Source organism: Nitrospira japonica, assembly GCF_900169565.1.
Taxonomy (GTDB): Bacteria; Nitrospirota; Nitrospiria; order Nitrospirales; family Nitrospiraceae; genus Nitrospira_C; species Nitrospira_C japonica_A.
The window spans coordinates 1,607,482-1,633,731 of sequence record NZ_LT828648.1 but is presented as its reverse complement, the minus strand read 5'-3'; the positions used below and the strand labels follow the sequence as shown (position 1 = coordinate 1,633,731).

Here is a 26,250-nt window from a genome sequence, read left to right as displayed (position 1 = left end):
AGGGGACACCCCGGACATTCGGTGGTTCATGGGTGCAGTCCCTTGACGACACCCTTACCAATGAAGAGCGCGACGGGAATGCGCTGCTTCATGAACGTCTCCGCCACCCACTTGAAATCCTCGACGGCGGTTTTCTCGGTCAGTGTTCGGTGAGGGATCTTCATCGTGTCAAGAAATTGCGGCATCACCTCTCCCATGACGAGATGCTCCGGCGCATCCTTTCCACCCTGTCCCCGCCACGAGACGATCAGGATACAGGGCTGCCGGTAGATCACATTGAGAGAGATGAGCGTATTCAGTGACGTGCCCAGTCCCGAATTCTGCATCAGCACGGCGGGAATCTTGCCGGCCATATACGCTCCGGCGGCCATCGCCACGGCTTCGTCCTCGCGTACCGCCGGCGTATACAGATGCCGATCGATCAACTCGGCGATGATGCCTCCGAGCAACGAATCGGGCACACCGGTAAAGAAATCCACCCCCATGTCCTGCATGGCCCGTACAAATGCATCGCTGTCGATCATCGGATCTTGTTCCTCGTGTATGCGGTCCCAACGGGAAAAACGCGCGCATTATATGCCATGCACCGAGGTGTTCTCAAGAAATCTGGACGGTTGCACCTCGAATCTTCGCATGTTAGCGTGCTCCATACATACCGGTGGCCTTCCGTGAAACAGCGCTCGGGACATTTATTCCTTCTGGCATTCGTTTTTCTCTGGTTCCCCAACGCCCTTCATGCCGTGCCGATGACGAAGGACCCAAAGGGGTTCCGCGACATTGCCTGGGGTTCGTCGTTGGCCGAACGGCCGGACTTGAAGGTCAAGCAGGAGGGAGACCACCTTCGGGACTATGAGTTCAGCCGTGATGCTCCGTCGTTCGGAGGCATCCCGGTTGAAAGCGTCCGGTTGACGTCCGTCGACGAACAGTTCGCCAGAGTCACAATTCGCTACAAAGGCGATCAGACTCACAAGCGGATTCTCGTCTATCTCGAGGAAGAATTCGGCCCGGTGGAACGCCTGCCCGGGCAGATGGTGCGCGGACTCAATCAGCAGTACAATTGGCGCGGGACCGATTCGGAAATCAACGTGACCTACCAGGCAGCGACCGAGCGCGGGTTCATTTTCATCGACAGCCGCAGTCTGGCACCTCTGTTCAACGATCAAATCGCCGACACAGCCGATTGAGCATGGCCAAACCCTCTTATTGCAGCGTGCTTCTACGGGGGGTGCTGTCAACGGCATCGACCCTGCTCCTGTCGAGCCTCGTAGCGTTTGCGGTGCCTCTCCAGCACGATCCGAACGGATTCGAGGGGATTCCGTGGGGAGCCGCATTGTCGGAGTCCGAAACCTTCGGCAAGACGGAGGAAGCCGGACGATTGAAAACCTATGAGGGGAAAAATGCGCCCCCGCACCTGGGACCTTCCCAGGTGGAGTCCATGAAGTTCACCACGATCGACGATCAGTTCGCCCGGGTCACCGTGCGATACCAGGGCAAGGCAACCCATGACGAGATCCTGGCGTATCTGCAGTCACTCTACGGCCCGCTCGACGACGCCCTGGAGCAGTTCTCCGTCGGTCCCGTGAAGTTTTACGCCTGGCAAGGATTCGAAACGGAAGTCACCCTGCGATACGAGAATCGAGCGGATCGAGGCATCATTTTTTTCGAGAGCCAAACCCTACGGGGAAAAATCGCCGACGGCAACTCGGCAACAGTCTTCTAAGTGCGTGCCTCCGCCGTAAACTTTTGGTTGACAAGCGGGTCGCGCTTTCGCATCATGCGAGGCCATCATGACGAACGCTGCTAAACTTCGGGCTGCCCTTAAGAAACCCGGTGCGTTGAAAGTTGTCGGGGCACACGACGCCCTCAGCGCCCGCCTCATCGAGCGGGCGGGATTTGACGGTGTATGGGCCAGCGGATTTGCCATCTCCGCTTCGCTCAAATGCATTCCGGACGCCAGCTTCATCACCTCCAGCGAGCAACTTGAAGTCGAACGAAACATCGCCGAAGCGGTTTCGATTCCGGTCATCGCCGATTGCGACACCGGCTATGGAAACGCGCTGAACGTCATGCGCACGGTGACCGACCGGGAGCGGGCGGGCGTCGCGGCGATTTGCATCGAGGATAACGTCTATCCCAAGCGCTGCAGCTTTTACGCGGGCGTCCGCCGCGAGCTCATTGCCGTGGACGAACATTGCGGCAAGATCAAGGCGGCGAAAGCGTCCCAGCTTTCCCCCGACTTCATGGTCATTGCCAGGACCGAAGCCCTGATTGCCGGATGGGGGCAGGAGGAAGCCCTCAAACGGGCGGAAGCCTACGCGGAGGCCGGTGCCGACGCCGTCTTGATCCATTCCAAGTCAAAAAAATTCGATGAGCTGCGCGCGGTGTACAAAGCCTGGTCCGGACGCGTGCCTCTGGTGGTCGTGCCGACGATTTTCGACCAGACGACCGCCGAGGAAATGGAAGACGCGGGCGTAAAAATCATCATCTATGCCAACCAGCCGGTCCGCGCGGCGATCCGCGCGATGCGCGATACGCTGGATCTCATCAAACGGGACACCAGGCCCGGCGCCGCAAACGACCGCATCGTCACGCTGCCGGAAGTCTACGACATCGTCGGAGTTCCGCAGATGGAGCGGGATGAGCGTCAATTCCTTCCCGTCGGCGGAGAGCAGATCACAGCCGTCATCCCGGCCGCCGGATTCGAGAAGCAATTGCTTCCTCTCATTGCAGACATGCCCAAGTGCCTGCTGGACATCAAGGGCAAAACGATTCTCGAACGGCAGATCTCCGCCTTGAACGAATGCAACATCAAGGAGATCGCCCTCGTCCGCGGCTACAAGAAAGAGGCGATCACCCTTCCGAACATCCGGTACTACGACAACGACCGCTACGAAGAAACCGGCGACCTCTTCTCGATCTTCTGCGCCGAAAGCGAGATGAAGGGCCGAACGATCATCCTGTACGGCGATATCGTCTTCGACAACACGATCCTCGAAAAACTTCTGAAGAGTCCGGCGGACATCGCGCTGGTCGTGGATCTGGCTTGGCAGGAGGAGCGCCAGCGTGACCGGCAACCGGTCCATATCAACCCCGATTTGGTCAGTCTGGCCGATGCTCCCGGCAAGAGCTATCTGTCTCGATTCGTCATGCCGGACGGAGAGCATCGGATCATCAAGATCGGACAGCATCTACCCCACGACCAAGCGCACGGTGAATTCATCGGTATGGCCATGTTCTCCGAGAAGGGCATCGCCGCATTCAAAGCCGGGTATCGGGCCGCCCTGGAACGCTATAAATCCGATGGGTTCCACGAAGCCGGCGCCGTCGTCAAAGCCTCGTTTACCGATCTGATTCAGGAATTGATCGACCAAGGCCAACGGGTCGAAGCCGTCCCGATCTTCAAAGGTTGGGTTGAAGTCGATTCCTTCGAAGAATATCAAAAGGCCTGGGCCAAACTGCGCCAATAATCCGCCATCCCGTTGTCTTTGTATTTATGCATGCCCTGGACGCTCGTCCGGCCGGCTGCTGATTTCTCCTGACCCTCCCCCCCTAACGATGGGTCCCGTTTCCCCCTCCCTGGGGATGGGCAAATCCGCGAAATCCGATACTCTTCAACTTGTCGCCTGACGTGGACCTGTCGATAAAAGAGGCGCCGGGAGGGTACTCAATGAAACAGCGGGTCGTGGATCTCGGCATCGATGTGAAAGAAGCCTACACCCCGTTGGATCGCCGCTATGCCGAACGGGCCTCCCTGCGAATCCCCGTCTTATATGCGAGTGCGGACGGATCGAGCCTCCTCAAGGCGGAAGGATTATTGACGGACCTCTCAAAATCCGGCTGCAACATCGAAGGGACTGTCTCCCCGCCGGTAGGCAGCCGAATCACGCTGTTTCTCTATCTCGCGGATGGACAGCCTCCCCTCTGCCTGACGGACGTGACAATCCCCAGAGTGAAGGGATTGGCCTTTGCGGCTGAATTCCCCGACCTGATGCCGGAAGAACGGAAGCGGATTCAGCAACTAATCTGGAGGCATGTCACCTTTTCCGCATCTAGACAGACGCGAGCCGGATTTCGCATTGTCTGAGGATGAGACCAATCGCGGCCGATAGCGGCCAGAGGGGAGCCATGATGAACACGTATCCGTCAGACCGTCCTCATGATCATCCTGCCGTCCTCAGACCAACTCGCCGCGTCACTGAACGGGTCCCAAGTCGGTTTGCCGTGATGTATTCGGGAATGCAGGCCGGACGCATGGTGATGGGCGACGGATTGACCGCCAACCTCTCAGACGGCGGCGTCGGCATCTGCGGCGACCAGGGCGTGACGAGCGGGATGGAACTCGCTCTCTTTATCACCGTCCCTGGCACGGACGATCCGATCTGCCTGCCGCAATGCCGGGTGTCCTGGGTGTCCGGCCTTCGCTTCGGCGTGGAACTGCTCTCACTCTCACCTGAGATTTCGAATCAGCTGCGCTTTCACACCTGGAATTCATCGTCCCGTCCGTCCATCGGTGGATGATCGCCATTTGAAGGAGGTGGATCATGAGATGCACAAAAGTCCGTTCCAACAGGTCCTTGCGGCTGCAGACCACTCCATGTAATCGGCGAGAACACCTGAGGGTTCCCGCCAACTTCAGCCTCATGTACTCCGCGCAGCCGGAGGGCCGCCACGTCTTGGTCGGCGACGGGACGGTCACGTCATTGTCCCGGCACGGCCTGGGGGTCAGAGGAAACACACCGGTCAGGACCGGAATGGAGTTGACGCTGTTCCTCTACCTGCCCGACGGGCAAGATCCACTATTCGTGACCGCAGCCAAGGTCACCTGGACGGCAGGCCATCGCTTCGGCGTGATGATCACGGGGATGAACCTTCGGGAACAGAACCGCTTCCGCTACTTCGTTGCCGGCAGCCTGCACGAAAAGCGCGACCACTAGCCGGCTGACGGCCCGTTCGCGCGGGACATCCGGCCGAGGTCACAGATCCTTCCACGGGAGCCGATTCATTTCGTCGGACCGTTTCATCTGCATCATCTTTCTCCCTTCACCTGCCTCCCACCGTTCCGCCACTGGATCCCATGCTCCTCGCCGCCGGCGAGAGTCTTCGGCCGCACACCGTTCATTGTCAGCAACCCCGGCCTCATGCTACTGTACATGGTGAGTGAATACTCACTTACTAGGTCGGCTTCCCTCAAAGCACATGCAGACCATGGACAAGCGACGCCGTCCCTCCAGTCAGGAGCGACAGGCCGGATTGATCGCCGCAGCCGCCTCCCTCTTCGCGGCGAAAGGCTTCAACGGCACCACGACGCGAGAAATCGCCAGGGCGGCCGGGGTCAGCGAAGCCCTCGTCTTCAAACACTTTCCGACCAAGCGGGCTTTGTACGCCGCCATCTTGGCGGAGAAAGTGTCCGTGGATGGGCTGCTCGGGGCGGTGGAGGAGTCCGCCAAGAAACGCGACGACCATCGGGTGTTCATGCTGATTGCGGGCTTCCGCATCAGACCGGGGGTCGATCCGACTCTGCTCCGGCTCCTCTTATTCAGCGCGCTCGAGGGACATGAACTGTCCGATATCTTCTTTGCGAAGCACCACAAGGTCTTCTACGACCACCTGGCCTCCTACATCCAGCTGAGGATCAAAGAAGGGGCGTTCCGCGACGTCGACCCGCTGCTCGCCGCCCGCGCCTTCATCGGCATCGTCGTCCACCACCGGCTCTTGCACGAGATTTTTGGCGTTCCGATGCATCGAACACACGACGAAACGGTGGCGACCTATGTCGAATTATTCCTCAACGGCTTGATTCGGCAAGACGGCGGTCACCGACGCCGACGGAGACCGGGCTGATGAACCCCGTCCGACAGCACCCGATCGTGACGCTCGGCGTGATCATTTTTTTCGCCGTGACGGCGCTGGTTGTCTTCCGGTTGAGCAGCGGAGCCAAGAACGATCCGAAGAAAACCCGGACGATTACCGTCGGAACGGTCCGGCCCCTCAAGCAGGATCTGGACATCCGGCTCGCCTATACGGCCGACATCACGCCCAACCAGGTCGTCAACATTTTCTCGCGCGTCGACGGCTATATCTCCAAGCTGTACGTCGACAAGGGAGACTTCGTCAAAGCCAATCACCTGCTCGTCGAAATCGACCATACCGACTACCTGCATGCCGTCAACCAAGCGAAGGCCAACCTGGCCGCCGCCCGTGCGAAGGTGACGCAGCAGGACGCTTCCGTGCGCAACGCCAGGCTCACGCTCGACCGCATGCGGGCGCTGATCAAGGATCAGTTCGTGTCCCAACAGGACTTGGACAATGCGGAGGTGAACACCGACGCGGCCGTCGCCGCGCAGGAATCGTTGAGGGCGCAGGTCCAACAAATGGAAGTGGCGCTGGCGCAGGCGGAAACCAACCTCGCCTACTCGTACATCCGCGCGCCGTTCTCCGGATACATTGCGGAACGCAACCTTGATCTGGGCGCCTACGTCACCGGAGCCGCGACCAGTACGTCGACGACCTCCAGGGGCATCCTCAGCCTACATGACATCGAAGTCGTTCGGACGCTGATCGAAGTGGTCGAAAAGGACGTGCCATTGATCAAGATCGGGCAGAAAGCCGAAGTACGGGCCGAAGCCTACCCGGACCGCGCGTTCGAAGGAACCGTGACCCGCGTCGTCCAGGCTCTGAACCGCGCCACGCGGACCATGACCGTCGAGTTGGATCTTCCAAACAAGAACCATCTCCTCAAAGGCGGGATGTTCGCGCGCGTCGAAGTGTTGGTGGGAAAGCACGCCAACGCATTGCAAATCCCCATTGATGCGGTCAGTCGCCTTGAGGATGCACAGTACGTGTACATCGTCCGGGACGGCAAGGCCGAGCGGGTCTCGGTGGACATCGGCGTGCGGGATGAGAACCGGGTCGAGATCACCAAGGGATTGATCGGCGACGAGCAGGTCATCGTGTCTGGTAAAGACTTGGTCCAATCCGGAACCCCCGTGCAGGCCCAATCGCTCCAACCCGCGCACGACGATCCGGCCACGCCGCAACAGGCCGCCCCCGCCCCGCCGAAAGGGTAACCGCCGCGATATGTGGCTGACGCTGCTTGCACTGCGCAACCGCATCGGGATCCTGATGCTGTCGCTCGCCATGATCGTGCTCGGCGCCACCTCCCTGAACCGGTTACCCGTCGATCTGTTTCCCAACATCCAGGTTCCCGTGGCATTCGTCGGCGTCCTCTACAAAGGCGCCCCGCCGCTCGACATCGAGCAAAGCGTCGTCTATCCCATCGAAAAAGCGGTCAGTTCGGCGTCGAACGTCGAACACGTCGAATCCTTCGCCAAACAGGGCATCGGGGCGGTCCAAGTCTGGTTCAATTGGGGCGCCGACATCAACGTGGGGCAGATGGAGGTGATGCAGCGCATCACCCAGATTCTGAACAGCCTGCCCCCCGGCATCCTGCAGCCGTTTATCGTCAAGTTCGACGTGTCGAACATCCCGGTGGCCTTCGTCACGGTATCCAGCGATGCCCTCGACGAGCGGGCCCTCTATGATCTGGCTTTCAACACGATCGCCCCGCAGATCGAACAGATCGCCAACGTCGCCGCCGCGACCGTCGAGGGCGGAAAGATCCGCCAGATCAACATCAATCTGGATCCCGCCCTGCTCAATGCCCGCGGGCTCTCCATCCTCGACGTGGTCAGATCCGTGAAAGCGGCGAATCTCATTCTTCCGTCCGGCAACATCAAGGCCGGGAATCTCGACTACAACGTCTTCACGAACAATCAATTCCGGACCGTCGAACCGATCCAGGACGTCATCGTCAAGGTCAACCAGACCGGCAATCCGGTGCGCGTGCGCGACCTCGGCACAGTCACCGACTCATCGGACATCCAAACCAACATCGTGCGAACCGACGGAAATCGCGCGGTGTACCTTCGGGTAAACAAGCAGCCGATCGCCAACACCGTCGAGGTGGTGGATGCGCTGCGGGCCTCGCTTCCCAAGATGCTCGGCATTCCACCCGACGTCACGCTGGGCATTTCCTTCGATCAATCGGTGTACATCCGCCAGTCCATCAGCAATCTGATCGAGCAGGCCCTGCACGGCTCCCTGTTGGCCGCGGCCGTCATTCTGATCTTTCTGAGGAATCTGACGAGCACCCTGATCATCTCCGTGGCCATTCCGCTCTCCATCATGGTGACCTTCATCGTCCTCTATTTCACGGGACAAACGTTGAACGTGTTCACGCTCGGCGGTCTCGCGCTCGGGATCGGACGGCTGGTCGACGACTCGATCGTGGAATTGGAAAACATCCAGCGACATCTCAATGCCACTCCCAGACGCTGGGATGCGATTCTGGAGGCCGCCCGCGAGGTCGCGATGCCCATCCTGGCGTCGACCGTCACGACCGTGGTGGTCTTCCTTCCGATGTTTTTCGTGGTCGGCATCGCCCGGCTCCTGCTGATTCCGCTGACGCTGACCATCGCCATCTCGCTCTTCACGTCGTTTTTTGTCTCGCGCACCGTCACGCCGGCGCTCTGCTACAAGTTTCTCAAACCTGAGCACGAATCCCATCGACGGATGCCCGAGTGGTTCGTGCGGCTCATGGCCTGGAGCCGCGAGCGGTACGAGTCGCTGGATCGGGGATTTGAAGAGTCGCTGCGATGGGTCCTGTGTCATCGCCGGATATTCATCCTCGGCATCGTGGCCATCTTCGGTTTGAGCCTGGCGCTCGTGCCGATGATCGGCACGGAATTCCTTCCCGTATCGGACGAAAGTCAATTCCGCATCGTGCTGCGGGCACCGGTGGGACAGCGCGTGGAAAAGACCGAGCACCAGGTGGCTCAAGTCGAACGGGTCCTGCGCGCGAACATTCCGCCTCACGAACTCGAAACCATCGTTTCGAGCACGGGCGTGCTCGCACAGGGCCGTTCCTCCCTGTTCAATCCCAATACCGGCCCGCACACGTCGATCATCTCCGTTTACTTGAAACCGCCGGACATGCGGACCCGTAATCAGGTGCAAATCATGAATGACGTGCGGCCGGCAGTGGTCAAGCTCTTTCCCGGTGTGGCCATGTTTTTCGACCCGGGCGGGCTGGTCAAACGGGTGACGAGCTTCGGCTCGCAAAAATCGGTAGACGTGGAAATCTACGGCTATGACTTTGAGAAGGCCCGCGGCGTCATCCGGGACGTCGAGGCGCTCATGCACCAGACTCCCGGCCTGGCCGACATCGAGGTCAGTCGTGAAGAAAATTATCCGGAAGTGAATGTGGTCGTGGATCGGGAAAAAGCCGCGCTGCTTGGAATCAGCGAAACGGACATCGCCAACGCCGTCTTATTTTCGTTGAACGGCAACGGGCAAACGGACCCCATCATTTATACCGATCCGCAGAACGGCAACGAGTACTACATCAGCGCGTGGCTGGCCGAAGACCATCGCAAAGACCTGACCGACCTGGAGAACATCATCCTGACCGCCAGCAACAAGGAGCCGGTGCTCCTGAAAAACGTCGCCTCGCTCAAGCTCAATGCCGGGCCGGTCAAGATCGACCGCAAGTATTTCCAACGGGTCATCCATATCACGGCCAACCCGTTGAATCGGGACCTCGGCGCGATCGCCGCCGACCTCGAGGCCGGATTCTCCCGTCTGCAGCTGCCAACCGGTTTCAGCATCAAACTGGCCGGTCAAATCCAGCAGCAGCGCGAAACCTTCACCGGCCTGTTGTTTGCCACGGTGCTGGCCTTGATCCTGGTCTATATGGTCATGGCGGCCCAATTCAAATCGCTGATCGATCCGTTCATTATCATGTTTTCGGTTCCGATGGGCTTCCCCGGCGTCATTTTGGCGCTGTTCCTGACCGACACGACCCTGTCCACCACGTCGATGATGGGCATCATCATGATGTTGGGTATCGTCGTCTCCAATGGCGTGTTGCTCGTGGATTACACGAACGTCTTGCGCCGCAAGGGAACCCAGCTCCATCAGGCCGTGATCACTGCCGCCAGGACCAGACTTCGCCCTATCCTCATGACGTCCTTGGCCACCGTGTTCGGATTGATCCCCATGGCAATCGGCTGGGGAACCGGCGGAGAGACCAATGCCCCCTTGGCCCGAGCTGTGGTGGGCGGTCTCAGCCTCTCCACCTTGCTGACCCTCTTTCTCGTACCGACGATGTATTTGATTCTCGAGGAGCGGTTTCCGAGGCCCCTTGTCGACGAGCAGCCAGGTGGGGGCGACCTACCGGCGCAATCCTCGATTGAGCCGCTAAGAGGATAGTCGGCCTGTCTACGACCCAATACCGGGAAAGAGCGCGCGCAATTGAAGCGCCAGTCCCAGATCTCCCATGATCCTCAACTTGCCGGACATGGCGGCCATTTGACCGCTCAATTGCCCGGTGAGGACCTTGATACAATCCTCGCCCGCCATGGCCAGCGTCACATGCGGATCGTCGTGCTTCCCCTCGTTGACCCGGCACGCGCCCTGGCTGACGGTCAGGAAGTAGTTCCCGCCCTCGATGCCGCTCAAGTCGAACTGATAGACGGCCTCCAGGCCTTCGGCCGCGTCTGTGTCGAGTTTCTCGGGCAGATGCCGGAAGAATTCTTTGAGTGTCGGAGGCTTCATGAAGCCGCACGAAGGCGGAAGTGATGCGGAGCCGGGAGCCGATTACGCGGCTCCCGGCAAACTCGTTAATATCGAAGCGTGACGGTCGCCGTGCTGCGACGGGCCTTGAAAAAATCCTTCGAAAAGGCCTCCACGACGGCGGGGTCATACCCCTTGCAGCTGAAAATATCCAAATAGGCGTTGTTGGTATCGTTGGCGAAATGCCCGCTGATCAGCGAGGTCGAAATCAGTTGTACCATCGAATAGCCGGCGACACGACCCGAGCCGAAATCGACGACCTGACACTCACCGAACCGCTTCATGCCGATCAGCTCGCAGAGTTCCACGACGTAACGGCGAATATGTTCCGCATTGCGAATCAAATCCGGTTGGCAGTCTTGGAGATCCACGGCGGTGCAGAGTCCCCACGCCTTCCCCTCTCCCACCATTTCGTGGGCTTGAACGGGCGAGGAAGTCGTCGGGGCACTCGATGGCAAAATCGTCGATTCCGATCCAACGGTTACGCTCATAGGATATTCCGCCTTTCTGTGATGTGGTGGGAAAACCGTTTGAATGTTTGCACTATAACATGATTCGTTCGGATGCAGGACTCGGGCAGAAAAAAAATCTGTTTCGTCCGCTGCTGAATCGCGACGATTGGTTGACAAGCTTCTCGACGCTCGGACACAATGCTCCCCATGTCGTCGTCGTCTGCAACGCCGCCCCCGTCCGGTTCTGCTCCCGTTCTCTCCGAGCTTCCCGATCGCCTATGCACCTGGTGCAAGATTTCGATGAAGAAACGGCTCGTGGGAGGAGGACAATTCGTTCACTACACCTGCCCAAAGTGCATCTTTCAACACACCACCCGGTTGGGGCCGAAACCCCAAGCATCGCCAAAACACTAGTCCATGACGCGGAGGCCAGCGGCCCCGCTCACCCGTCCACCCATCGGACTGTGGGGACAGTGGTTTCCGCTCTATGTGGACGCGTGAGCGATGCGAGAATGCCGCTAGAATGCGATTCACCGCCTGTCAGTAGTACTTCTCCCGATAGATCGGGCACAACCCTTTCGCCTGAATCAGGGCCGTCACATCCTTGATCATCGCGCCGTTACCACATAGATACACGGAAAGGTCACGCACCGACGTCACCCGGTCCCGGACCAACTCCGTGACTCGTCCCCTGACCCCCGTCCAGTCCGGACCAGGCTGCGAGAGGCAGGTGACGAACGAAAACCTCGGGAAGCGGGAGGCCAGCCCGTCCAGTTCCTCCCGGTAATACAGGTCCCGCTCGTATCTGAGGCCCCAGAAAAGGGTGACAGGCTGAGAACTCTGCCGCTCCAATTCCGAAACAATCATGGACCAAAGAGGAGCGATGCCGGTCCCCGTGGCGACACAGAGCATCCGTCGGTTGGAATCCTCTCGCAGGTAGAACGACCCGGCCGGGCCCTTGAACCGGACGGCATCACCCGTCCGAAGACCATAGAGATACTGCGAACCCGGCCCCCCCTGCACCAAATTAAAGACCAAGGTCACCCGATCCCCGATCGAGGGGGGAGACGCAATGGAATAGGGCCGGACCACGGGTTGGGGGAGACCGGCCTTCGGCACCTCAAACGAAATGAACTGTCCGGCCTTGAAGGAAAGACGAGACGGTTCGTGCAAGGCCAGTTCCAGTTCACGAACATCATGCGTCAAGTCTCGAATTCGACAGACTTCCGCTTGGTAGGTCAACGTCACCGCCGATCCGCCTTTGTTTCAAGCTGTTCCCGAATACCGTACCACAGACGTCTTGGGGTCGTCCGTCGGGATGGTTCGATGCGAATGTCAGGCAGATGGATGTGCACACGCATTAATAGAAGGTCGTGACCAACGGCCCCATCCCGTAGTCTTGTTCCACGGTGACGGAGACCCGGCCGATGATACGGCCGTCCTCGGATTCCACGTCGACGCGCCACTCTCCCGAGTCGAGTCGCTGCTTGAACGTGTAGGCCCGGTATCCGCCCTCTCGTCCTCCGGAAATCCTGACCGGGATGCGATCCGCATGGGTAAACGGCCTATCGTGCCGGGCTCGGAAATACCAGTGATGATACACCGTCGTATTGAGCGATACCGGCGCAAACACCGCCGTAAAGCAATAGACCGGCTCATCAGCAGGGAACACAGTATCGGACCGCTTCCACACTTCGTACCACTTCTTGGCGTAGGACAGCTCAAACCGGTCGTCGCTTTTCTTCACCTCGTGATAGATGCCTCCGAACTTCAACGACAGCGGCACCGGCGGAATCCAATTGAGAAAGTAGAACGACACCAGTAGGGCGATGAGTGCGAGCGCGGGCGCAGTGACTCCGACCGCCTCACGCCGGGATCGGTCCGGGTTGTTCCGATAGATCAGCTCCACGACCCGCAGGGTGACCAGGCCGCTGAGCACCGCGCCGAGCAGGAACATCGCCGCATTCATCAGGCCGGTCATGACGGGCAGGAAGAAGGTGAAGAACGAGAAACACACGAGCGCATAGAGGCTCACGGTCAACCGCAGATTCGAGAGCCGGTCCCGTAGGAACTCGTTGCCGACCAATAGGAGGACCAGCAGGCCGAAAAACACGGCCGTACCGGTCAGCGACGCACTGCGGGAATAAAAGACGGCATAGGCGCTGAAGAGCCCGCCGAGCAGGAACTGGCTGACCATTGGATAATAGGGCCGGCTGCCGAGCGTCCATCGGACGAGCGGGGGGAATGAGGCCAGCTGCGCGCGATCGGGAGGCGGCTCGATTCCCAACCGGCCGGTCAGCACGATCAGGGTTCCGAGCAACAGAATGTAGAGCAGCAACAGTAAGTTGTCCTGCAGCCGGTCGATACGCGTCAAGGTCAGCGTGTCATAGGTCACGCCGGAGAAGAAAAACACGGCCGGCATGAACGGCTTGGCGAGAATCGATTGAACCTTCCCGAGCGGGCTCATGGGCCCACTGTGCTGAATCGCCAAGAATTGATCAACGAAAAATACTCTTTGCGATTCGCATTGAGATTTCGTACAGAATGTTCAAAAAGCCCACCGGCGAGGCCGCAGCGAGTGAAACCCTGAGGCGTACGGTTCCGGGTACGTCGAGGGTTTGAGCGATGCGAGAACGATGCCCGTAGGCTTTTTCAACATTCTGTCAGATGAAGGCGGGGAGCGGTGCATACACGACCGGGTACCCGACTAGTCGCTCCAGCCATCCGGCCATCTGCTCCTCGGGCAACGGGGCCCGATTCAAGCGGACTTCCAAGTGAAACCCTGCGCCGGTCCCCATGACTCCCACAATGGCCGACGCGTCGTCCTGTTCCGGAATCAAGTCCTGCGTTTGAAATTCGCAGAGTGTGGCATAGAGCCGGCCCTCCGGTTCGATCACGCTCCGGATCTCCGGCAGGTCGTCCAGGGGACAATGCACCGAACACCGATAGGCCAAGCCGGCCTGTGGCTCGATGGCCGCAAATTCGCCGAGCGCTTCTTCGGAAAAACCGGTCAGGTAGGCCCGGACGCCGGCAGGCTCGGGGGCAAACGTCGCCGCCAGCCGGCTGGCTGGGACCAGGAACTCATAGGCATCCGTGGTGTTGTACTCGAACTGGCAGGGGCCGAAGGCGTCGGGCCAGGAACAAAAAAACGGGACATGCGGATCGACCGGATGCAAGACGACCTGCTGCTTGTCAATCGCCGTTTCAACCGGCACTTCGAGCGAGGTGATGGCCTCGAGGAACGCGGTACGGCGCTCTTCCAGCCATTGCTCCCGCCGGTCGTCCCCTCTGGTCTCTCCGGGGCTGATGACCTCCCTCGTTTGGAGACGTACGCGCACGAATGAATGGGCGTGGCGAAAACCGAGCCAGAGCATGTTGCGGCTTTCGTGATGGACCAGCGGCTCGCGATTGCGCCAAGGGTGGCTGATCGAACAGTAGGTGCCGAGATTCTGATGTCGCTGATAGACCGTGTGATAGGCCCCCGCCAGCAGGAAAAAATCCCCTCGCCAGCCGCTTCGCACGTGCACCAGGGTGACGTCTTCCGTGGCCCAGGCGTCGAGACCGTCCAGATCCTCCGGCGCTTCTACCTTCCAATCCTCGACGTAACAGATGACGTCCTTGGCCGCAACCGCCGGCTTCAGGCCCAGGGTGGCCAGCCGATCGCCCACGGCCAATACCTGCCCGAACGACAGGGGCGTGGTCGTTTCCCAGCGACGTTCCCGCACTGGCGTCCTCCTCTCCCATCGTCCTCCTATCGGCTGGGCCGGAGCGTGCGCTGTGAAATCGTCGTGTCCTCGACATACCGATCGATCGTGTCCTTGATGGTCGCAGTGAGCACTTTCTGTATGTCGCTATCCGTGAACCAAAAGACGGTGTCGGTCTGCGCGCCCTCGATCGTGCGATTGGTGGTCGTCTTATCCGCGTTGTTGTGCGCTGAAATCGTCACCTTGCTGCTGGACGTCAGCGCCGTCGAGAACATCCGGCTCTTGGCGTTGGCGGATAAGTCGACGATCTGCCCGGTAATCACGATGTCCGCCGAGTTTTCTGAGCCGGCCGGCAACACCCGGACATCCCACGACCGGTCATGCCACCCCCTGGCCCGCAGCCGCTCCGCCAGCGCTTGCGCATAGGCGTCGCCCGGCTTGTCGCCCTTCGTGTTGAAATAGGTGACTCCGCCCCAGAGATGCGTCCGCATACCGACGCGGCTCTTCTCCATGCGCCGGTCCTCGAACGGGACAACCACGATCTTGACCGCTTCGGGCTCCGCCATCTGTGCGGGCATCGGCTTGGGAACGACATCCAAATGAACGGTCTGGCCGCTTCCACCGCAACCGGACCCGATCAGTCCCCCCACCAGCAACACCATCACCGCCCCGGCACGCATCAACACCTTATCCATTTGACCTCCTTGCGCATCGACAGCCGCATCATTGAGTCCGTGAGAAAGAATGGCGCTAGTCTACCGAAATCCCTATGCCTTCACAAACAGGGAATTTCAAGAGGAGACGATGGGACTCAGGGCGGCAAAGGCCTCCCGGGCGAGCGATGCCAAGTCTCCTTGGCGGACCCGGGCATCGCCGAGAGGAACATACCGCCCGATTTTCAGGAATCCCCGCTCAGCCACGACAGCGGCGACCGTTGCCTTGCGGTCATGGGTGAGAGGAAGCGTGTATCCCTCTCCGCATTTCCATTCCCAGAGCGTCGGCGCCGTGGACAACTCCAGATGCCGGCCGGCGACGGAATGGAAACGATCCACGAGATTCTTCTTGTATTGCTTCACGAGCCGCCCTTCCAGAATCCAGACAAAGACCACATGGTGGCCCCACCAGACAAGCGTTCGGAATGTGTACTTGTCCGATCCTTGAAAGTGTTTGGGACAATCGAGGTATTGATACGGGCAAGATTCGAGGTGTTCGCCCTTCACGAATTGGTGATGCGTCGCGTCGAAATCGGAAGGGGCCAGCAGACGCGAGCGCGTCAGTTCGTCGCGAAGCGCAACGTGCGAGGCCTCCAGCATCGTTCGGATCTTTGCCGAGATCCGCTGCTTCTTGCGAAAGAATTCGCCGTCGGCAAGCAGGACTGTTTCCTCGTCGGTAAACGAGCCCGAACGATCCAGGGGATTCATTGCAGTCGCTCCACGTCCACGATGAACCGGACCGTCGATCCCGGGAAACCGCGTCCGGGAAACGTCTCTTCGGCCCCGTCACTTTTGGTGCGTCTCAAAGGCCGTCACCGCCACGGCATAATGCCTGCGGCATTCCGCACAACGGATCAAGACCAAATCCTTGAACACATCCATGTCCCGGAGCGACAAGGCCGCCGCATGGGCCCGGAGACACTCCGTCAGCCGTACCTCGCCCTCGTCGGGATCGCCGGGCCGTTCGGGGTCCTGCGGGTCGGCCGATACCACCGAGGCTCTGACCGTGACCGATCCCAATGCCAAATGATGAACGGATCGACAGGAACTGCAGCTCAGAATAAGCGTGCGGTCTGCTCCCATCCGTTTGACCGCGATGCAGAGCGGATGTACCGACCAGCATTGCTGGAGAAACGCCCCGCTGTGAAAGACCTCGGCCATTTGTCTCTCTTCCGACCGTGCAGGTTGGCAACCGATCGCGACGAGCCCACGAGCCCGGTTATGAACCGGTCACAGTTTCCACAGCGCCACCATGATCATGGCGCCCATGATATAGGGAATCACGCAGGCATACAGCACGACGGCGCGGGCCTGCTCGTGCGATCCGGTTCGCGTTCGATGTTCCTTATAGACGAATTCATAGCACAGGACGAGCACCGTCAGCGTCAAGGCTGCGGCCCGACTCGTTCTCGGCCAGGTGTACTGGCCGCTGATGAGAAAATTTGCCGTGAAGAATCCGCTGGAGAAGAGAATCAGCGGGGCCAGAACGTAGTGCACGCTCTGCGCCAACACCTGCTGCCATCTCGGGTCATCGGAAGATCGGCCGAAGTCGGGGTCGGTCACGAGCCCACGGCCACCGGCTGCTCCGCCGTCGGGGGGACGGAGGCGGCCTTCTCCGCAGCGCGGCAGGTTTTGCAGATACGCGGACGAGCCTTGAGGAACGACACCTTGCCGCTGGCCAGGCAACTGTAGTGGACGAACTCGTCGCAAACGCTGCAGCGGGACCAGCCTCCACGAAGCATCGTTTTGTCGCGATAGAGCCCTAACTGGCACACCTTGCACTGTCGCGGCTCGATCGGAAGGAGCATCGGCTCCCAATCACCACCAGCTTTCCTAATGCTCATAGGGAGGCAGTATAGCCAAGCGGGCTCCCGAATGACAAGCGGCCGGAAAATCGGCGGGCGTCCCAGCCGGCAGTTCCGGTACGGCGAACGTCAGAGCTTGAGCACACATTTTTCATAGAGACCCTTCAGCCGTTTCCCCGGATCGTACAGGCCCTTCAAACGGCGATAGGCCTCGCCATTGTACAGCCGATCGAATTCTTCCCGAGAATAATACGAGGTCGAATACAGCGACTTATGGCCGCGAAGATCCCGAACCGTCTCTTCGACCAGCTTATTGAAATGCCCGTCGCCGTGACGGCTCTTGACCGTATCCCAGAAACCGAAATTGACATAGGGCATGCCGGGTTCCATGGGATACAGACTGTACGAACGGGCGGGATCGCGAACCGCGACCGGACAGAGCCAGACCGGCGTGATGCCGATGCGCTCGTTGAAGAACCGCGCAAATCGTGGGGCCTGTTCGATCGGAATCTCCACGTCTTGAATGACGGCCTCCTGACGGCCTTCGATCATCTTCAGGGCCAATTGCGCGACCCGTGAGCCGTGGGCCCGCTTCCACAACCTCCAGTACACTCCGGAATTGAGCCGCTCTTTGCCCCATAACCGGCGCATGATCGGATATTGCAGCAGGAAATGCTTGGAGCACCAGAACCAATCCGTATCCCAACGCCAGAGATAGTCGTGTGTGATCAGGTAATCGGTCGTCTTCTCCGTGATGGACCGGTAGTACATCTGCAGATAGGTGTAATCGCTCAGCCATTCCGCCTGGCCGACGAAGATTCCCGTCGTCAGGTAGAACGTCCGCCCGTCGAACATCGTGCCGTCCACGAAATCGGCGCCGCCCTGGCGGCAGGCGTCCGCCATGGCCTCAAAATACCGATCCGGATCCGTAAAGCGGCGGTGCGTCAGCTTCACGAAGGGTTTGATCGGAATCAGATCGATGACGGTGCGCAACGCATAGCCCAGCGTGCCGTAGGAATTGGGAAACCCGAAGAACAGGTCGCGATGATCGTTGTCGGCGGTCGCCGTGACGACGCGCCCGTCGGAGAGCAGGACGTCGAGTTCACGCATGGTCTCGTGAACGAACCCGTATCGGAACGATGAAGATTCGATGCCGATCCCCGCGATCGCGCCGCCGACCGTGATGGACTTGAGCTGCGGCACCACCGCCGGCATCAATTGGAATGGCAAGGTTTCGCGGACCAGTTCTTCGTACGTCGTCAGGGCTTCCACTTCCGCGGTCCGAGCCTGTTCGTCGATGCGAATGACGTGACGAAACTCCCGCAGATCGAGCCGAGGTTTGGCGGATCCGGTCCGATGCCGGAAGAGATTGGAAGTGGATTTCTCCAGCGAAAGTCCCTCGGAACCGAGGGACTGCATGCTCGCGGCGGCGCGCGCCCGCTTCTCGGCATACGCGTCAAAAGGAATCATGCGCTTATCGTACCGGCTCGTATCCCCCCAACGCACCGTGCTTGGACAGCACGACCTGCCAGAGGTGAATACGGCGGGCGCGGAAGGCCCCGGCCAGCGACAGGAGGTAGTACCGCCACATCCGGCGGAACCGTTCGTCGAATTTCGCCTTGAGCTCGTCCCAATGCCGGTCCACGTTCTCCTGCCATGCCACGAGCGTGCGGTCGTAATCGGGCCCGAAATTGTGCCAGTCCTCCAACACCAAGAGTCCGTCCATCGCCGCACTGAGCTGCGCGACGGAAGGGAGCATCCCGCCGGGGAAAATGTACTTGTCGAACCAGGGATCGGCCGTCGAGACCGACGCGTTGTTCCCGATCGTATGGAGCAGAAAGAGTCCGCGGCGCTTCAGCGTCCGATGGACCGTTTCCATGAGCGTCCGGTAATTCTTGTATCCCACGTGCTCGCACAGGCCGATGGCCGCGACCTTGTCGAACTCGCCCGAGGCGCTCCGGTAGTCGCCCTGAATCACCTCGACCGGAAGGTCCTCGCACCACTTGCGTGCATAGCTCACTTGTTGTTCGGAAATATTGTAGGCCGTCACGCTGCATCCGTAGTGAGTCGCGGCATAGCGGGCGAAGCCGCCCCATCCGCACCCGAGCTCCAGGACCCGTTCTCCCTTCTGAAGGTGCAGTTTTCTGCAGATGAGGTCCAGCTTGTGCTTCTGCGCCGTCTCCAGATCCTGGGCCCGTTTCCAATAGGCGCAGGTATACTGCATGTGCGGGCCGAGCATTTTTTCATAGAAGGCATTGTCCAGATCATAATGCTGCTGGGCAACCCGCTTCGAAAGCCGCATGTTCTGCATGTTGAACAGCCGCGCCTTCAATGCGTTCATGATCAGGTATTTGTCGACGACGGCGTGATCCAGCGGCACATCGTGGAACTTGGCGAAGAAGTCGTCCAAGCGCCGCGAATCCCACCAGCCGTCCATGTAGGATTCGCCCAATCCCAACGACCCTTCCGCCAGCACCCGGGCATAGAAACGGTCGTCGTGGACACGGATGTCGCCCGGCTCCGGTCCATCGACCTGGATGCCGGCCTTTTCAAGCAAACTCTCGATCGTGGATTTTTGACTCATGATCCGCTGTTCAGAATGGCCGACGGCACCCGCCATGACAACCCTATCGGAGGGCGGCCGGTGCCTGGGGGCCGTCCGATCGGAAGGACAGCTCGGTGGCGATGGTCGCGGCTTTGATCTGCGGGGGCGGCGTGCGGATGTCCCATACAAGCCCAACCCACGACAGGACGACGAGGACGTAGTAGGACAGGTCCACCTCCCACCAGAACCAACCTTGATTGGCTGCAATCTGATAGTGGTGGTGATTGTTGTGCCAGCCTTCCCCGCAGCAAAGGAGAGCGAGGATGAGGCTGTTTCTGCTTCCGTCACCGGATCGGTATCGAACGGTCCCGAACAAATGAGTCAGTGAATTGATGAAGAACGTGCAATGGTAGAGCGCCGTTGTGGAGATGAAGAAGCCCCAGACCAACCCCGGAAATCCCCAGAGCAAATAGAGCAGGCCGCCGTAGACAAACGGGGGAAGAAAATAGAACCGATCCAGGAACCGAATCTCAGGATAGCGGCTCAGGTCCTTCACCAGGGTCAAGTCGGTCTTGACGTGATCATCCGAGAGGATCCAGCCGACGTGCGAATACCAGAACCCCCGCTGCAGAGGGGAATGGAAATCTTCTTTCCGATCCGAATACTTATGGTGATGGCGGTGATGGGCGGCCCACCACAACACGCCCTTCTGTGCCGACGTCATGGCCCAAAACGCCAGTAGAAATTGAAACATCCGGCTCGTCTTGAACGACCGGTGCGAGAAATAGCGGTGATACCCCGCCGTGACGCCGATCATCCTCACGTAGTAACTCACGACGGCCAGGACAACCCATTCCCATCGTACACCCGTCAGGATTGCGGCAAGACAGAGCAAGTGGATGGCAACGAACGGGAGCGACTCCCACCAGCAGAAGCCGGGAGATTTAGGCGGGATCGACTGATCGGGACTGGTAGCTACCACGGGGCCCTCTGAGAGCATCTGCCAATCGCTAATCGCACCGATTCTCGTCCGACCGTTCTCTCAACGGACCCCAAATGCGTCACATGGAGACTCGGAAGCGGAATGACCCACGAAGAACCGAATAACATCCTTGACCAAAACCTTGCGAAAGCCGGTAAGTAGACGACACACAGCCACTGCTCAGACAAGCGTGTCTGCCCCTGCCGGACGCGCTATACAATCATCCACCACCCGAGCGCGACGACGCCGAACAGCAGTGGTGCCGTGACTTGGTGGGCATTAAGCCGCTCCTGATCACCCGGCGGGATGGGTAATGACTCTAAGATATCTGTTTTTGAAATTCAAGGCCAGCGCAATCGGATTGAGCAGAAATCCCGAAAAAGATCTTACCACGGCACGGCCCGGAGCCGAAGCCCTCGAGGGAGCGTGACGGAGGGGAGAGACGCAGGGGGGCAGACCGTGGACAGATACCTACAACGAAGAGGCCTCGCGCCTGCGCTGCATCGACGGCCTCGCCACTACCTCCACGTTCGAATACGATCGTGAATCTTTGCCAACTCGACCATCGAGGAATGGGGCTCCGATAGACAAATCCGACAAAGGCAGGCCTGCCCCTCGGATCCGCATCGGACACGATCGAGGACCTCCGGTGCAATGGATGACTCGAAACACCAACAGGCTCTGCTGCCGGCCGCCATCCCGCATTCATTCCCCTGTCCGCAGCGCGGGCACTTGGCCGGATCGAACTCCGAGACGCTCACGCCGGCGCACCGGCGAAGCGGCTTGGAACCACCCCAGCCGCCTCGACTTCCGCCCACCCGCATGCCCTGAGTCCGCAATCCGGATCCACACGGGGTCGCGCCGGCGGCCAAACCCGCCCGCCTGCCACGCAACCCGGCGCCGGGTATCGTCCGTCAGAATGCCGCATCGAAGGCTACGTCTCCGGTCACGCCCACCTGATACGCGGACACACGCCGTTCAAAGAAATTCGCCACTTCCTGCACATCCTGAAGATCCATGAACGTGAAAGGATTTTTCGCCCCGTACCGTTTCCGGAGGCCGAGGGTCGTCAGTCGTTGATCCGCCACAAACTGCAGATACTGCCGCACGTCGCGCAAGGAGAGGCCCGCCACGCCTCCACCCAAGAGATCTTCGGCAAACGCGGTCTCGCAGGCGACGGCTTCGTCCATCATCAGCCCGATATCGGCCTCGAACGCTCCGTCGAACAGCTCCGGTTCTTCACGGCGGACTTGACTGACCACCTCGAAGGCAAAGGCCATATGGGCGCTTTCGTCTCGAAAGACCCAGTTGGTCCCGCTCGCAAGCCCGTGCAACAGGCCGCGTGACCGGAGGAAATACACATAGGCGAACGCGGCGAAGAAAAAGAGTCCCTCGATGCAGGCGGCGAAGCAGACCAGATTCCTCAAAAATCGGCTCCGCTTCTCACGGGAATCCAGGGCATCGAGTCGGTGGATCGAATCCATCCACCGGAAGCAAAATTCGGCTTTTCGCCGGATCGAGGGAATGGTTTCCACGGCGGCAAACGCCGAGAACCGCTCGTCAGGGTCGGGCACGTACGTGTCGAGCAGCGTCAAATAAAATTGGACGTGCAGGGCCTCCTCATAGAGCTGCCGGGACAAATACATCCGCGCCTCCGGCGCGTTGATGTGCTCGTACAGATTGAGGACCAGATTGTTGGCCACGATCGAATCGCCGGTGGCGAAGAATGCGACGAGCCGCTGCACCAGGTGACGTTCGGCGGCGCTCATCTTCGTGCGCAGATCGCCCACGTCGGTCGAAAAGTCCACTTCTTCCACGGTCCAGGTGTTCTTGATCGCCGAGCGATACATGTCGAAGAATACGGGATACGCCATGGGGCGGAGTGTCAGGCACATACCGGGATCGAGCAGCCGCGCCGGCCGTTTGACGTGGCTCATTGGCAAGCCTCGCAGCTTCCGGGATTCTCGAGCGAACAGGCCACGGCGTCCGTGCCCCGTTCGCCTGGCGACTTTTGCGGCGCGGCGTCGACCGTGGCTTTCGCGATGCGCGTGGCGGGCCGGGAACGCAGGTAGTACGTCGTCTTCAATCCCTTCTTCCACCCGTAGAAATACATGCTCGACAATTGGCCGATGTTCGGATTTTCAATGAACAGATTGAGCGATTGACTTTGGTCGATGAAGGCTCCCCTATCGGCCGCCATGTCGATGAGGGACCGCATCGGAATCTCCCAGGCGGTCCGATACAGGGTTCGCAGGTCGCTCGGCAGTTCATTGAGCCCTTGCGCGGAGCCTTCGGCCAGCTTGAGGCGCGCCCGCGTCTCGCTGTTCCACAGGCCGAGCCGCTTCAGGTCCGCGACGAGATACCGGTTCACTTGGAGAAAGTCCCCGGAGAGCGTTTCCCGCTTGAACAGGTTCGAGACCTGCGGCTCGATGCATTCGTAACATCCGGCGATCGACGCAATCGTGGCGGTGGGCGCGATCGCGACCAGAAGCGAATTTCGCAGCCCATGCGTCGCGATCCGCGTCCGGAGCGCGCTCCATCGCGCCGGATCGCTCGGTTCGATGCCCCAGGCGTCGAATTGCAGTTCGCCTCGCGCCGCCCTCGTGTCCTCGAACGCGGGATGACGGCCCTTCGTGATCGCGAGATCCACCGAAGCCGAGAGCGCGTGGTAGTAAATGTCTTCGGCAATGCGGGCAGACAATGCGCGCGCCTCCGGAGCGTCGAAGGAAAGCCGCATTTGAAACAACACGTCCTGCAGGCCCATGACCCCGAGCCCGACCGGCCGCCAGCGCAGATTGGACGACCGGGCCGCGGTGATCGGGTAATAATTCAAGTCGATGACGCGATCGAGCTGATACACCGCGCATCGCACGGTACGGCCCATTTTCTCGAAATCGAACGAGACGGCGCCGTCGGAGCCGGCCGCGGTATGGCGGGCAAGATTGATCGAGCCAAGGTTGCAGACGGCCGTTTCGTCCCGCGACGTCACCTCGAGGATTTCGGTGCAGAGGTTCGACAGATGAACGGTCCGCCCCGGCAACGCGGTCTGGTTACAGGCACGGTTCGACTTGTCCTTGAACGTCATCCACCCGTTGCCGGTCTGCGCGAGCGTCCGCATCATTCGCGCATACAGCTCGCGCGCCTTGATGGCTTTTACCGCGAGCCCGGCCTCTTCCGCCCGGACGTACGCCCGCTCGAACTCTTCACCGTAAAGATCCGGCAGTTCCGGAACGGTCTTCGGATCGAACAGACTCCAATCAGCGTCGGCTTCCACACGCCTCATGAAGAGATCCGGAATCCAATTGGCAAGGTTCAGATTGTGGGTTCTGGAAGCTTCGTCGCCCGTGTTGTCGCGCAGTTCCAGAAACTCTTCGACGTCGGCGTGCCACGGCTCGAGATACACGCAACAGGCGCCTTTACGCTTTCCACCCTGATTGACCGCGGCAACGGAGGCGTCGAGCGTCTTCAGCCAGGGGATGATTCCGTTCGAGTGTCCGTTCGTGCTCTCGATCAAGGAGCCGCGCGAGCGCACACGATGATACGCCAGACCGATGCCTCCCGAGAACTTCGACAGCATCGCCACGTCCGTGTAGCGTTGATAGATATGCTCGAGGTGGTCGTCGGGCGAATCGAGCAAGAAGCAGCTCGACAACTGCTCGTGCTTCGTCCCGGCATTGAACAGGGTCGGCGAGCTCGGAAGGTATTCCAAAGATGACAACAACCGGTACAGTTCCAGCGCGTCGGAGACGGTCTCTGACAGCGCGCAGGCGATGCGCAGGAAGAACTGCTGCGGCGTCTCGATCACTTGCCGGGTCGCCGGGTGTTTGAGCAAATACCGGTCGTACACGGTACGCAACCCGAAATATTCGAACTCACGGTCCCGCTTCGGATCGAGCGCATCGTTCAACTTGCGGCTGTTTTGCGAGACGAAGTGTTGAAGCCGCTCGTTCACCAATCCCAGGCGATACCCGGCGGCGACGGACTGGGAGAACGCGTGGATCTCCTGATTCCGCACCTCCTTGTCGATGTAAGTCGCCAGCAACCGGGCGGCGAGTCTTGCGTACTGGGGTTCCTCCACGATCAGGGCAGCAGCCGTCTGGATCGAAAGCCGGTCGAGTTCGCGCGTCGTCGCCCCGTCGTACAGGCCGCTGATGGTCTTGGTCGCGATCCGAAGCGGATCGATGTCCGAGAGGCCGCCGCAGCAGCGCTCCACGGCACGGACGATCTTCATGACGTCGACCGGTTCCGTCGACCCGTTGCGCTTCTTCACCCGCATGGTGTGCTGGGAAGACACCTCATCGTTCCCGCCATGTGGAGAGAGGGGTGAATCTGAGACGGCGAGACTCTCGATGCTCTCGGTTGGTTCACTGGGCATGCACGTCCTCCTCGTTGGGTCGGGTAGCGCAAAGGATGCCCCTTTGCGGCGAACCGCGAGAAGTCGTTGCCGGCCGAAACGCGTGAGGGAATCAACACGGTTCCGAGACCGACCGCCACCCCCGCGGGTGAGAATACAGCTGTAGAAGGATGTTGGTCGTGAACCAAGAACGGAAGGCAGGATGACAGTCCGAACCAGCTCAGACCTACGGTCCTCCCTCGAGGCTTCCAGGTCGAACCGGTTTCGGTTGTCTCTCCGTCACCGGGTGCTGGCAGGTCTTCGGGCTTGCGAGCGCTTCGGCTGTCGCCGGATTCCTACTCTCCACCGCTTCCCGGCCGGAAGGCCAGTGCGTAATCGTGGAGTCGTTCTCGCTTACCGCTGCGGGGCAGCCCCGGATTCGCACCGGGTTCCCTTTTGCTCACTGAATAGGAGATCAGTGAACCAGCACGGGCGGAGTCTATAGTCGGCCCCTGGTGAAGTCAAGCACGCGCGACCGGACGCTCGATCAATATTCAAACGCGACGCGGTAGAGCGCCGGCACCATCTCGACGCCCAGCTGCGCCAGCTTGGCTTTCATCGGCGTGACGCTCTTCTCATACGCCTTCCAGTAGATTTCTTCGTTGTCCCAAATCGCGATGTTGATGAAATTGAACTTGCTGTCCGGCTTGAGGCTTCGATGAAACTTCCCGCTGATGAAGCCAGGCTGGGAGGTAATGTCGGCCTTCACGTCCTCCCACCATTTCACGAACGCCTCTTCCTGCCCCTTCGGAACCGAGAACACGTTGATCAGCGTCACCGCCATGATGCACCTCCCCAGGATCAGTACGGTCGATCGAGTTCACCAGGTATCATTATGCTGTCGTCGTACAGAGCGATGAAAGGGGTGTGAGCGCGGGTCCTGTCGCGGCAACCAGCCCCCTGGTGCTCGCTCCACCCATCCCCCAGCGGGTCCCTTCCGCTCCGCGCGACGGGGCACCCGGTCACCGCGACACCCGCGCCAAGCAAGATATAGGTTGAGGGAGCAAGAATGCGTGCACGTTTG

At 60.0% G+C, this 26,250-nt stretch carries 25 protein-coding genes, 1 pseudogene and 1 riboswitch; of the genes and pseudogenes, 9 read left to right on the top strand and 17 right to left on the bottom strand.

Annotation, left to right across the window (positions count from 1 at the left end; translation table 11 throughout):
• Nucleotides 1–26 precede the first annotated feature (26 nt).
• A complete protein-coding gene (locus NSJP_RS07810; protein ID WP_080886353.1) occupies nucleotides 27–524 on the bottom strand; it encodes a thiamine pyrophosphate-binding protein in 498 nt (165 codons plus the stop codon).
• A gap of 144 nt (nucleotides 525–668) precedes the next feature.
• Between NSJP_RS07810 and NSJP_RS07805 the strand changes: the two genes are divergently transcribed.
• The 9 genes from NSJP_RS07805 to NSJP_RS07765 all read left to right on the top strand — a co-directional run bounded on the left by NSJP_RS07805 (nucleotide 669) and on the right by NSJP_RS07765 (nucleotide 10,269).
• Nucleotides 669–1,184 (top strand): hypothetical protein, encoded by a 516-nt coding sequence (locus NSJP_RS07805; protein ID WP_155969983.1) that lies wholly within the window; start codon nucleotides 669–671, stop codon nucleotides 1,182–1,184.
• Nucleotides 1,185–1,186: 2 nt separating this feature from the next.
• The gene (locus NSJP_RS07800) at nucleotides 1,187–1,720 is read left to right on the top strand and encodes a hypothetical protein (protein WP_080886351.1); all 534 of its coding nucleotides are present in this window, start codon (nucleotides 1,187–1,189) and stop codon (nucleotides 1,718–1,720) included.
• Nucleotides 1,721–1,787: 67 nt separating this feature from the next.
• A complete protein-coding gene (locus NSJP_RS07795) occupies nucleotides 1,788–3,467 on the top strand; it encodes an isocitrate lyase/phosphoenolpyruvate mutase family protein (protein WP_080886350.1) in 1,680 nt (559 codons plus the stop codon).
• A 200-nt stretch (nucleotides 3,468–3,667) separates the two neighbouring features.
• Entirely contained in the window at nucleotides 3,668–4,084 is a 417-nt protein-coding gene (locus NSJP_RS07790; RefSeq protein WP_080886349.1) for a PilZ domain-containing protein, read from the top strand.
• A gap of 41 nt (nucleotides 4,085–4,125) precedes the next feature.
• Nucleotides 4,126–4,518 (top strand): PilZ domain-containing protein, encoded by a 393-nt coding sequence (locus NSJP_RS07785; protein WP_172834230.1) that lies wholly within the window; start codon nucleotides 4,126–4,128, stop codon nucleotides 4,516–4,518.
• Nucleotides 4,519–4,541: 23 nt separating this feature from the next.
• Entirely contained in the window at nucleotides 4,542–4,934 is a 393-nt protein-coding gene (locus NSJP_RS07780) for a PilZ domain-containing protein (RefSeq protein ID WP_080886347.1), read from the top strand.
• Between the two features lie 271 nt (nucleotides 4,935–5,205).
• Complete coding sequence (locus NSJP_RS07775) at nucleotides 5,206–5,841, top strand: TetR/AcrR family transcriptional regulator (RefSeq protein ID WP_172834229.1); 636 nt, start codon at nucleotides 5,206–5,208, stop codon at nucleotides 5,839–5,841.
• The gene (locus NSJP_RS07770; RefSeq protein WP_080886345.1) at nucleotides 5,841–7,067 is read left to right on the top strand and encodes an efflux RND transporter periplasmic adaptor subunit; all 1,227 of its coding nucleotides are present in this window, start codon (nucleotides 5,841–5,843) and stop codon (nucleotides 7,065–7,067) included. The genes NSJP_RS07775 and NSJP_RS07770 overlap by 1 nt, the downstream gene beginning before the upstream one ends.
• Before the next feature lie 10 nt (nucleotides 7,068–7,077).
• Complete coding sequence (locus tag NSJP_RS07765) at nucleotides 7,078–10,269, top strand: efflux RND transporter permease subunit (protein ID WP_080886344.1); 3,192 nt, start codon at nucleotides 7,078–7,080, stop codon at nucleotides 10,267–10,269.
• 9 nt (nucleotides 10,270–10,278) lie between these two features.
• On the opposite strand, the gene NSJP_RS07760 is transcribed toward NSJP_RS07765, so the two are convergent.
• From NSJP_RS07760 to NSJP_RS07680, 16 genes and pseudogenes are all read right to left on the bottom strand, one after another.
• Entirely contained in the window at nucleotides 10,279–10,614 is a 336-nt protein-coding gene (locus tag NSJP_RS07760) for an SCP2 sterol-binding domain-containing protein (protein WP_080886343.1), read from the bottom strand.
• 65 nt (nucleotides 10,615–10,679) lie between these two features.
• A pseudogene (speD, locus tag NSJP_RS07755) lies at nucleotides 10,680–11,024 on the bottom strand (S-adenosylmethionine decarboxylase); the annotation flags it as partial.
• 600 nt (nucleotides 11,025–11,624) lie between these two features.
• The gene (locus NSJP_RS07750) at nucleotides 11,625–12,332 is read right to left on the bottom strand and encodes an FAD-binding oxidoreductase (protein WP_080886341.1); all 708 of its coding nucleotides are present in this window, start codon (nucleotides 12,330–12,332) and stop codon (nucleotides 11,625–11,627) included.
• A gap of 112 nt (nucleotides 12,333–12,444) precedes the next feature.
• On the bottom strand, nucleotides 12,445–13,551 hold the full coding sequence (locus NSJP_RS07745; RefSeq protein ID WP_080886340.1) for a DUF2914 domain-containing protein: 1,107 nt from the start codon (nucleotides 13,549–13,551) through the stop codon (nucleotides 12,445–12,447).
• A 196-nt stretch (nucleotides 13,552–13,747) separates the two neighbouring features.
• A complete protein-coding gene (locus NSJP_RS07740; protein WP_080886339.1) occupies nucleotides 13,748–14,809 on the bottom strand; it encodes a hypothetical protein in 1,062 nt (353 codons plus the stop codon).
• 26 nt (nucleotides 14,810–14,835) lie between these two features.
• On the bottom strand, nucleotides 14,836–15,483 hold the full coding sequence (locus NSJP_RS07735; protein ID WP_080886338.1) for a YajG family lipoprotein: 648 nt from the start codon (nucleotides 15,481–15,483) through the stop codon (nucleotides 14,836–14,838).
• 96 nt (nucleotides 15,484–15,579) lie between these two features.
• Entirely contained in the window at nucleotides 15,580–16,209 is a 630-nt protein-coding gene (locus NSJP_RS07730) for a hypothetical protein (protein ID WP_080886337.1), read from the bottom strand.
• Nucleotides 16,210–16,287: 78 nt separating this feature from the next.
• Nucleotides 16,288–16,662 carry a hypothetical protein gene (locus tag NSJP_RS07725; RefSeq protein WP_080886336.1) on the bottom strand — a complete coding sequence of 125 codons (375 nt, stop codon included), beginning with the start codon at nucleotides 16,660–16,662 and terminating at the stop codon, nucleotides 16,288–16,290.
• Between the two features lie 69 nt (nucleotides 16,663–16,731).
• Nucleotides 16,732–17,064 (bottom strand): hypothetical protein, encoded by a 333-nt coding sequence (locus NSJP_RS07720; protein WP_080886335.1) that lies wholly within the window; start codon nucleotides 17,062–17,064, stop codon nucleotides 16,732–16,734.
• 371 nt (nucleotides 17,065–17,435) lie between these two features.
• Nucleotides 17,436–18,776, bottom strand: a complete 1,341-nt coding sequence (locus NSJP_RS07710) for an FAD-binding oxidoreductase (RefSeq protein WP_080886333.1) — start codon at nucleotides 18,774–18,776, stop codon at nucleotides 17,436–17,438.
• A gap of 4 nt (nucleotides 18,777–18,780) precedes the next feature.
• Nucleotides 18,781–19,890 carry a cyclopropane fatty acyl phospholipid synthase gene (gene cfa, locus NSJP_RS07705; protein WP_080888536.1) on the bottom strand — a complete coding sequence of 370 codons (1,110 nt, stop codon included), beginning with the start codon at nucleotides 19,888–19,890 and terminating at the stop codon, nucleotides 18,781–18,783.
• 43 nt (nucleotides 19,891–19,933) lie between these two features.
• The gene (locus NSJP_RS07700) at nucleotides 19,934–20,833 is read right to left on the bottom strand and encodes an acyl-CoA desaturase (RefSeq protein WP_197685495.1); all 900 of its coding nucleotides are present in this window, start codon (nucleotides 20,831–20,833) and stop codon (nucleotides 19,934–19,936) included.
• A gap of 518 nt (nucleotides 20,834–21,351) precedes the next feature.
• Complete coding sequence (locus tag NSJP_RS20065; protein WP_080886331.1) at nucleotides 21,352–21,657, bottom strand: cysteine-rich CWC family protein; 306 nt, start codon at nucleotides 21,655–21,657, stop codon at nucleotides 21,352–21,354.
• A gap of 90 nt (nucleotides 21,658–21,747) precedes the next feature.
• On the bottom strand, nucleotides 21,748–22,770 hold the full coding sequence (locus NSJP_RS07690) for a ribonucleotide-diphosphate reductase subunit beta (protein WP_080886330.1): 1,023 nt from the start codon (nucleotides 22,768–22,770) through the stop codon (nucleotides 21,748–21,750).
• A complete protein-coding gene (locus NSJP_RS07685) occupies nucleotides 22,767–25,208 on the bottom strand; it encodes a ribonucleoside-diphosphate reductase subunit alpha (RefSeq protein ID WP_080886329.1) in 2,442 nt (813 codons plus the stop codon). Before NSJP_RS07685 ends, NSJP_RS07690 begins: the two co-directional genes overlap by 4 nt.
• 253 nt (nucleotides 25,209–25,461) lie before the next feature.
• A riboswitch (cobalamin riboswitch) is annotated at nucleotides 25,462–25,669 on the bottom strand.
• A gap of 44 nt (nucleotides 25,670–25,713) precedes the next feature.
• Complete coding sequence (locus NSJP_RS07680; protein ID WP_080886328.1) at nucleotides 25,714–26,010, bottom strand: antibiotic biosynthesis monooxygenase family protein; 297 nt, start codon at nucleotides 26,008–26,010, stop codon at nucleotides 25,714–25,716.
• Between the last annotated feature and the right edge of the window lie 240 nt (nucleotides 26,011–26,250).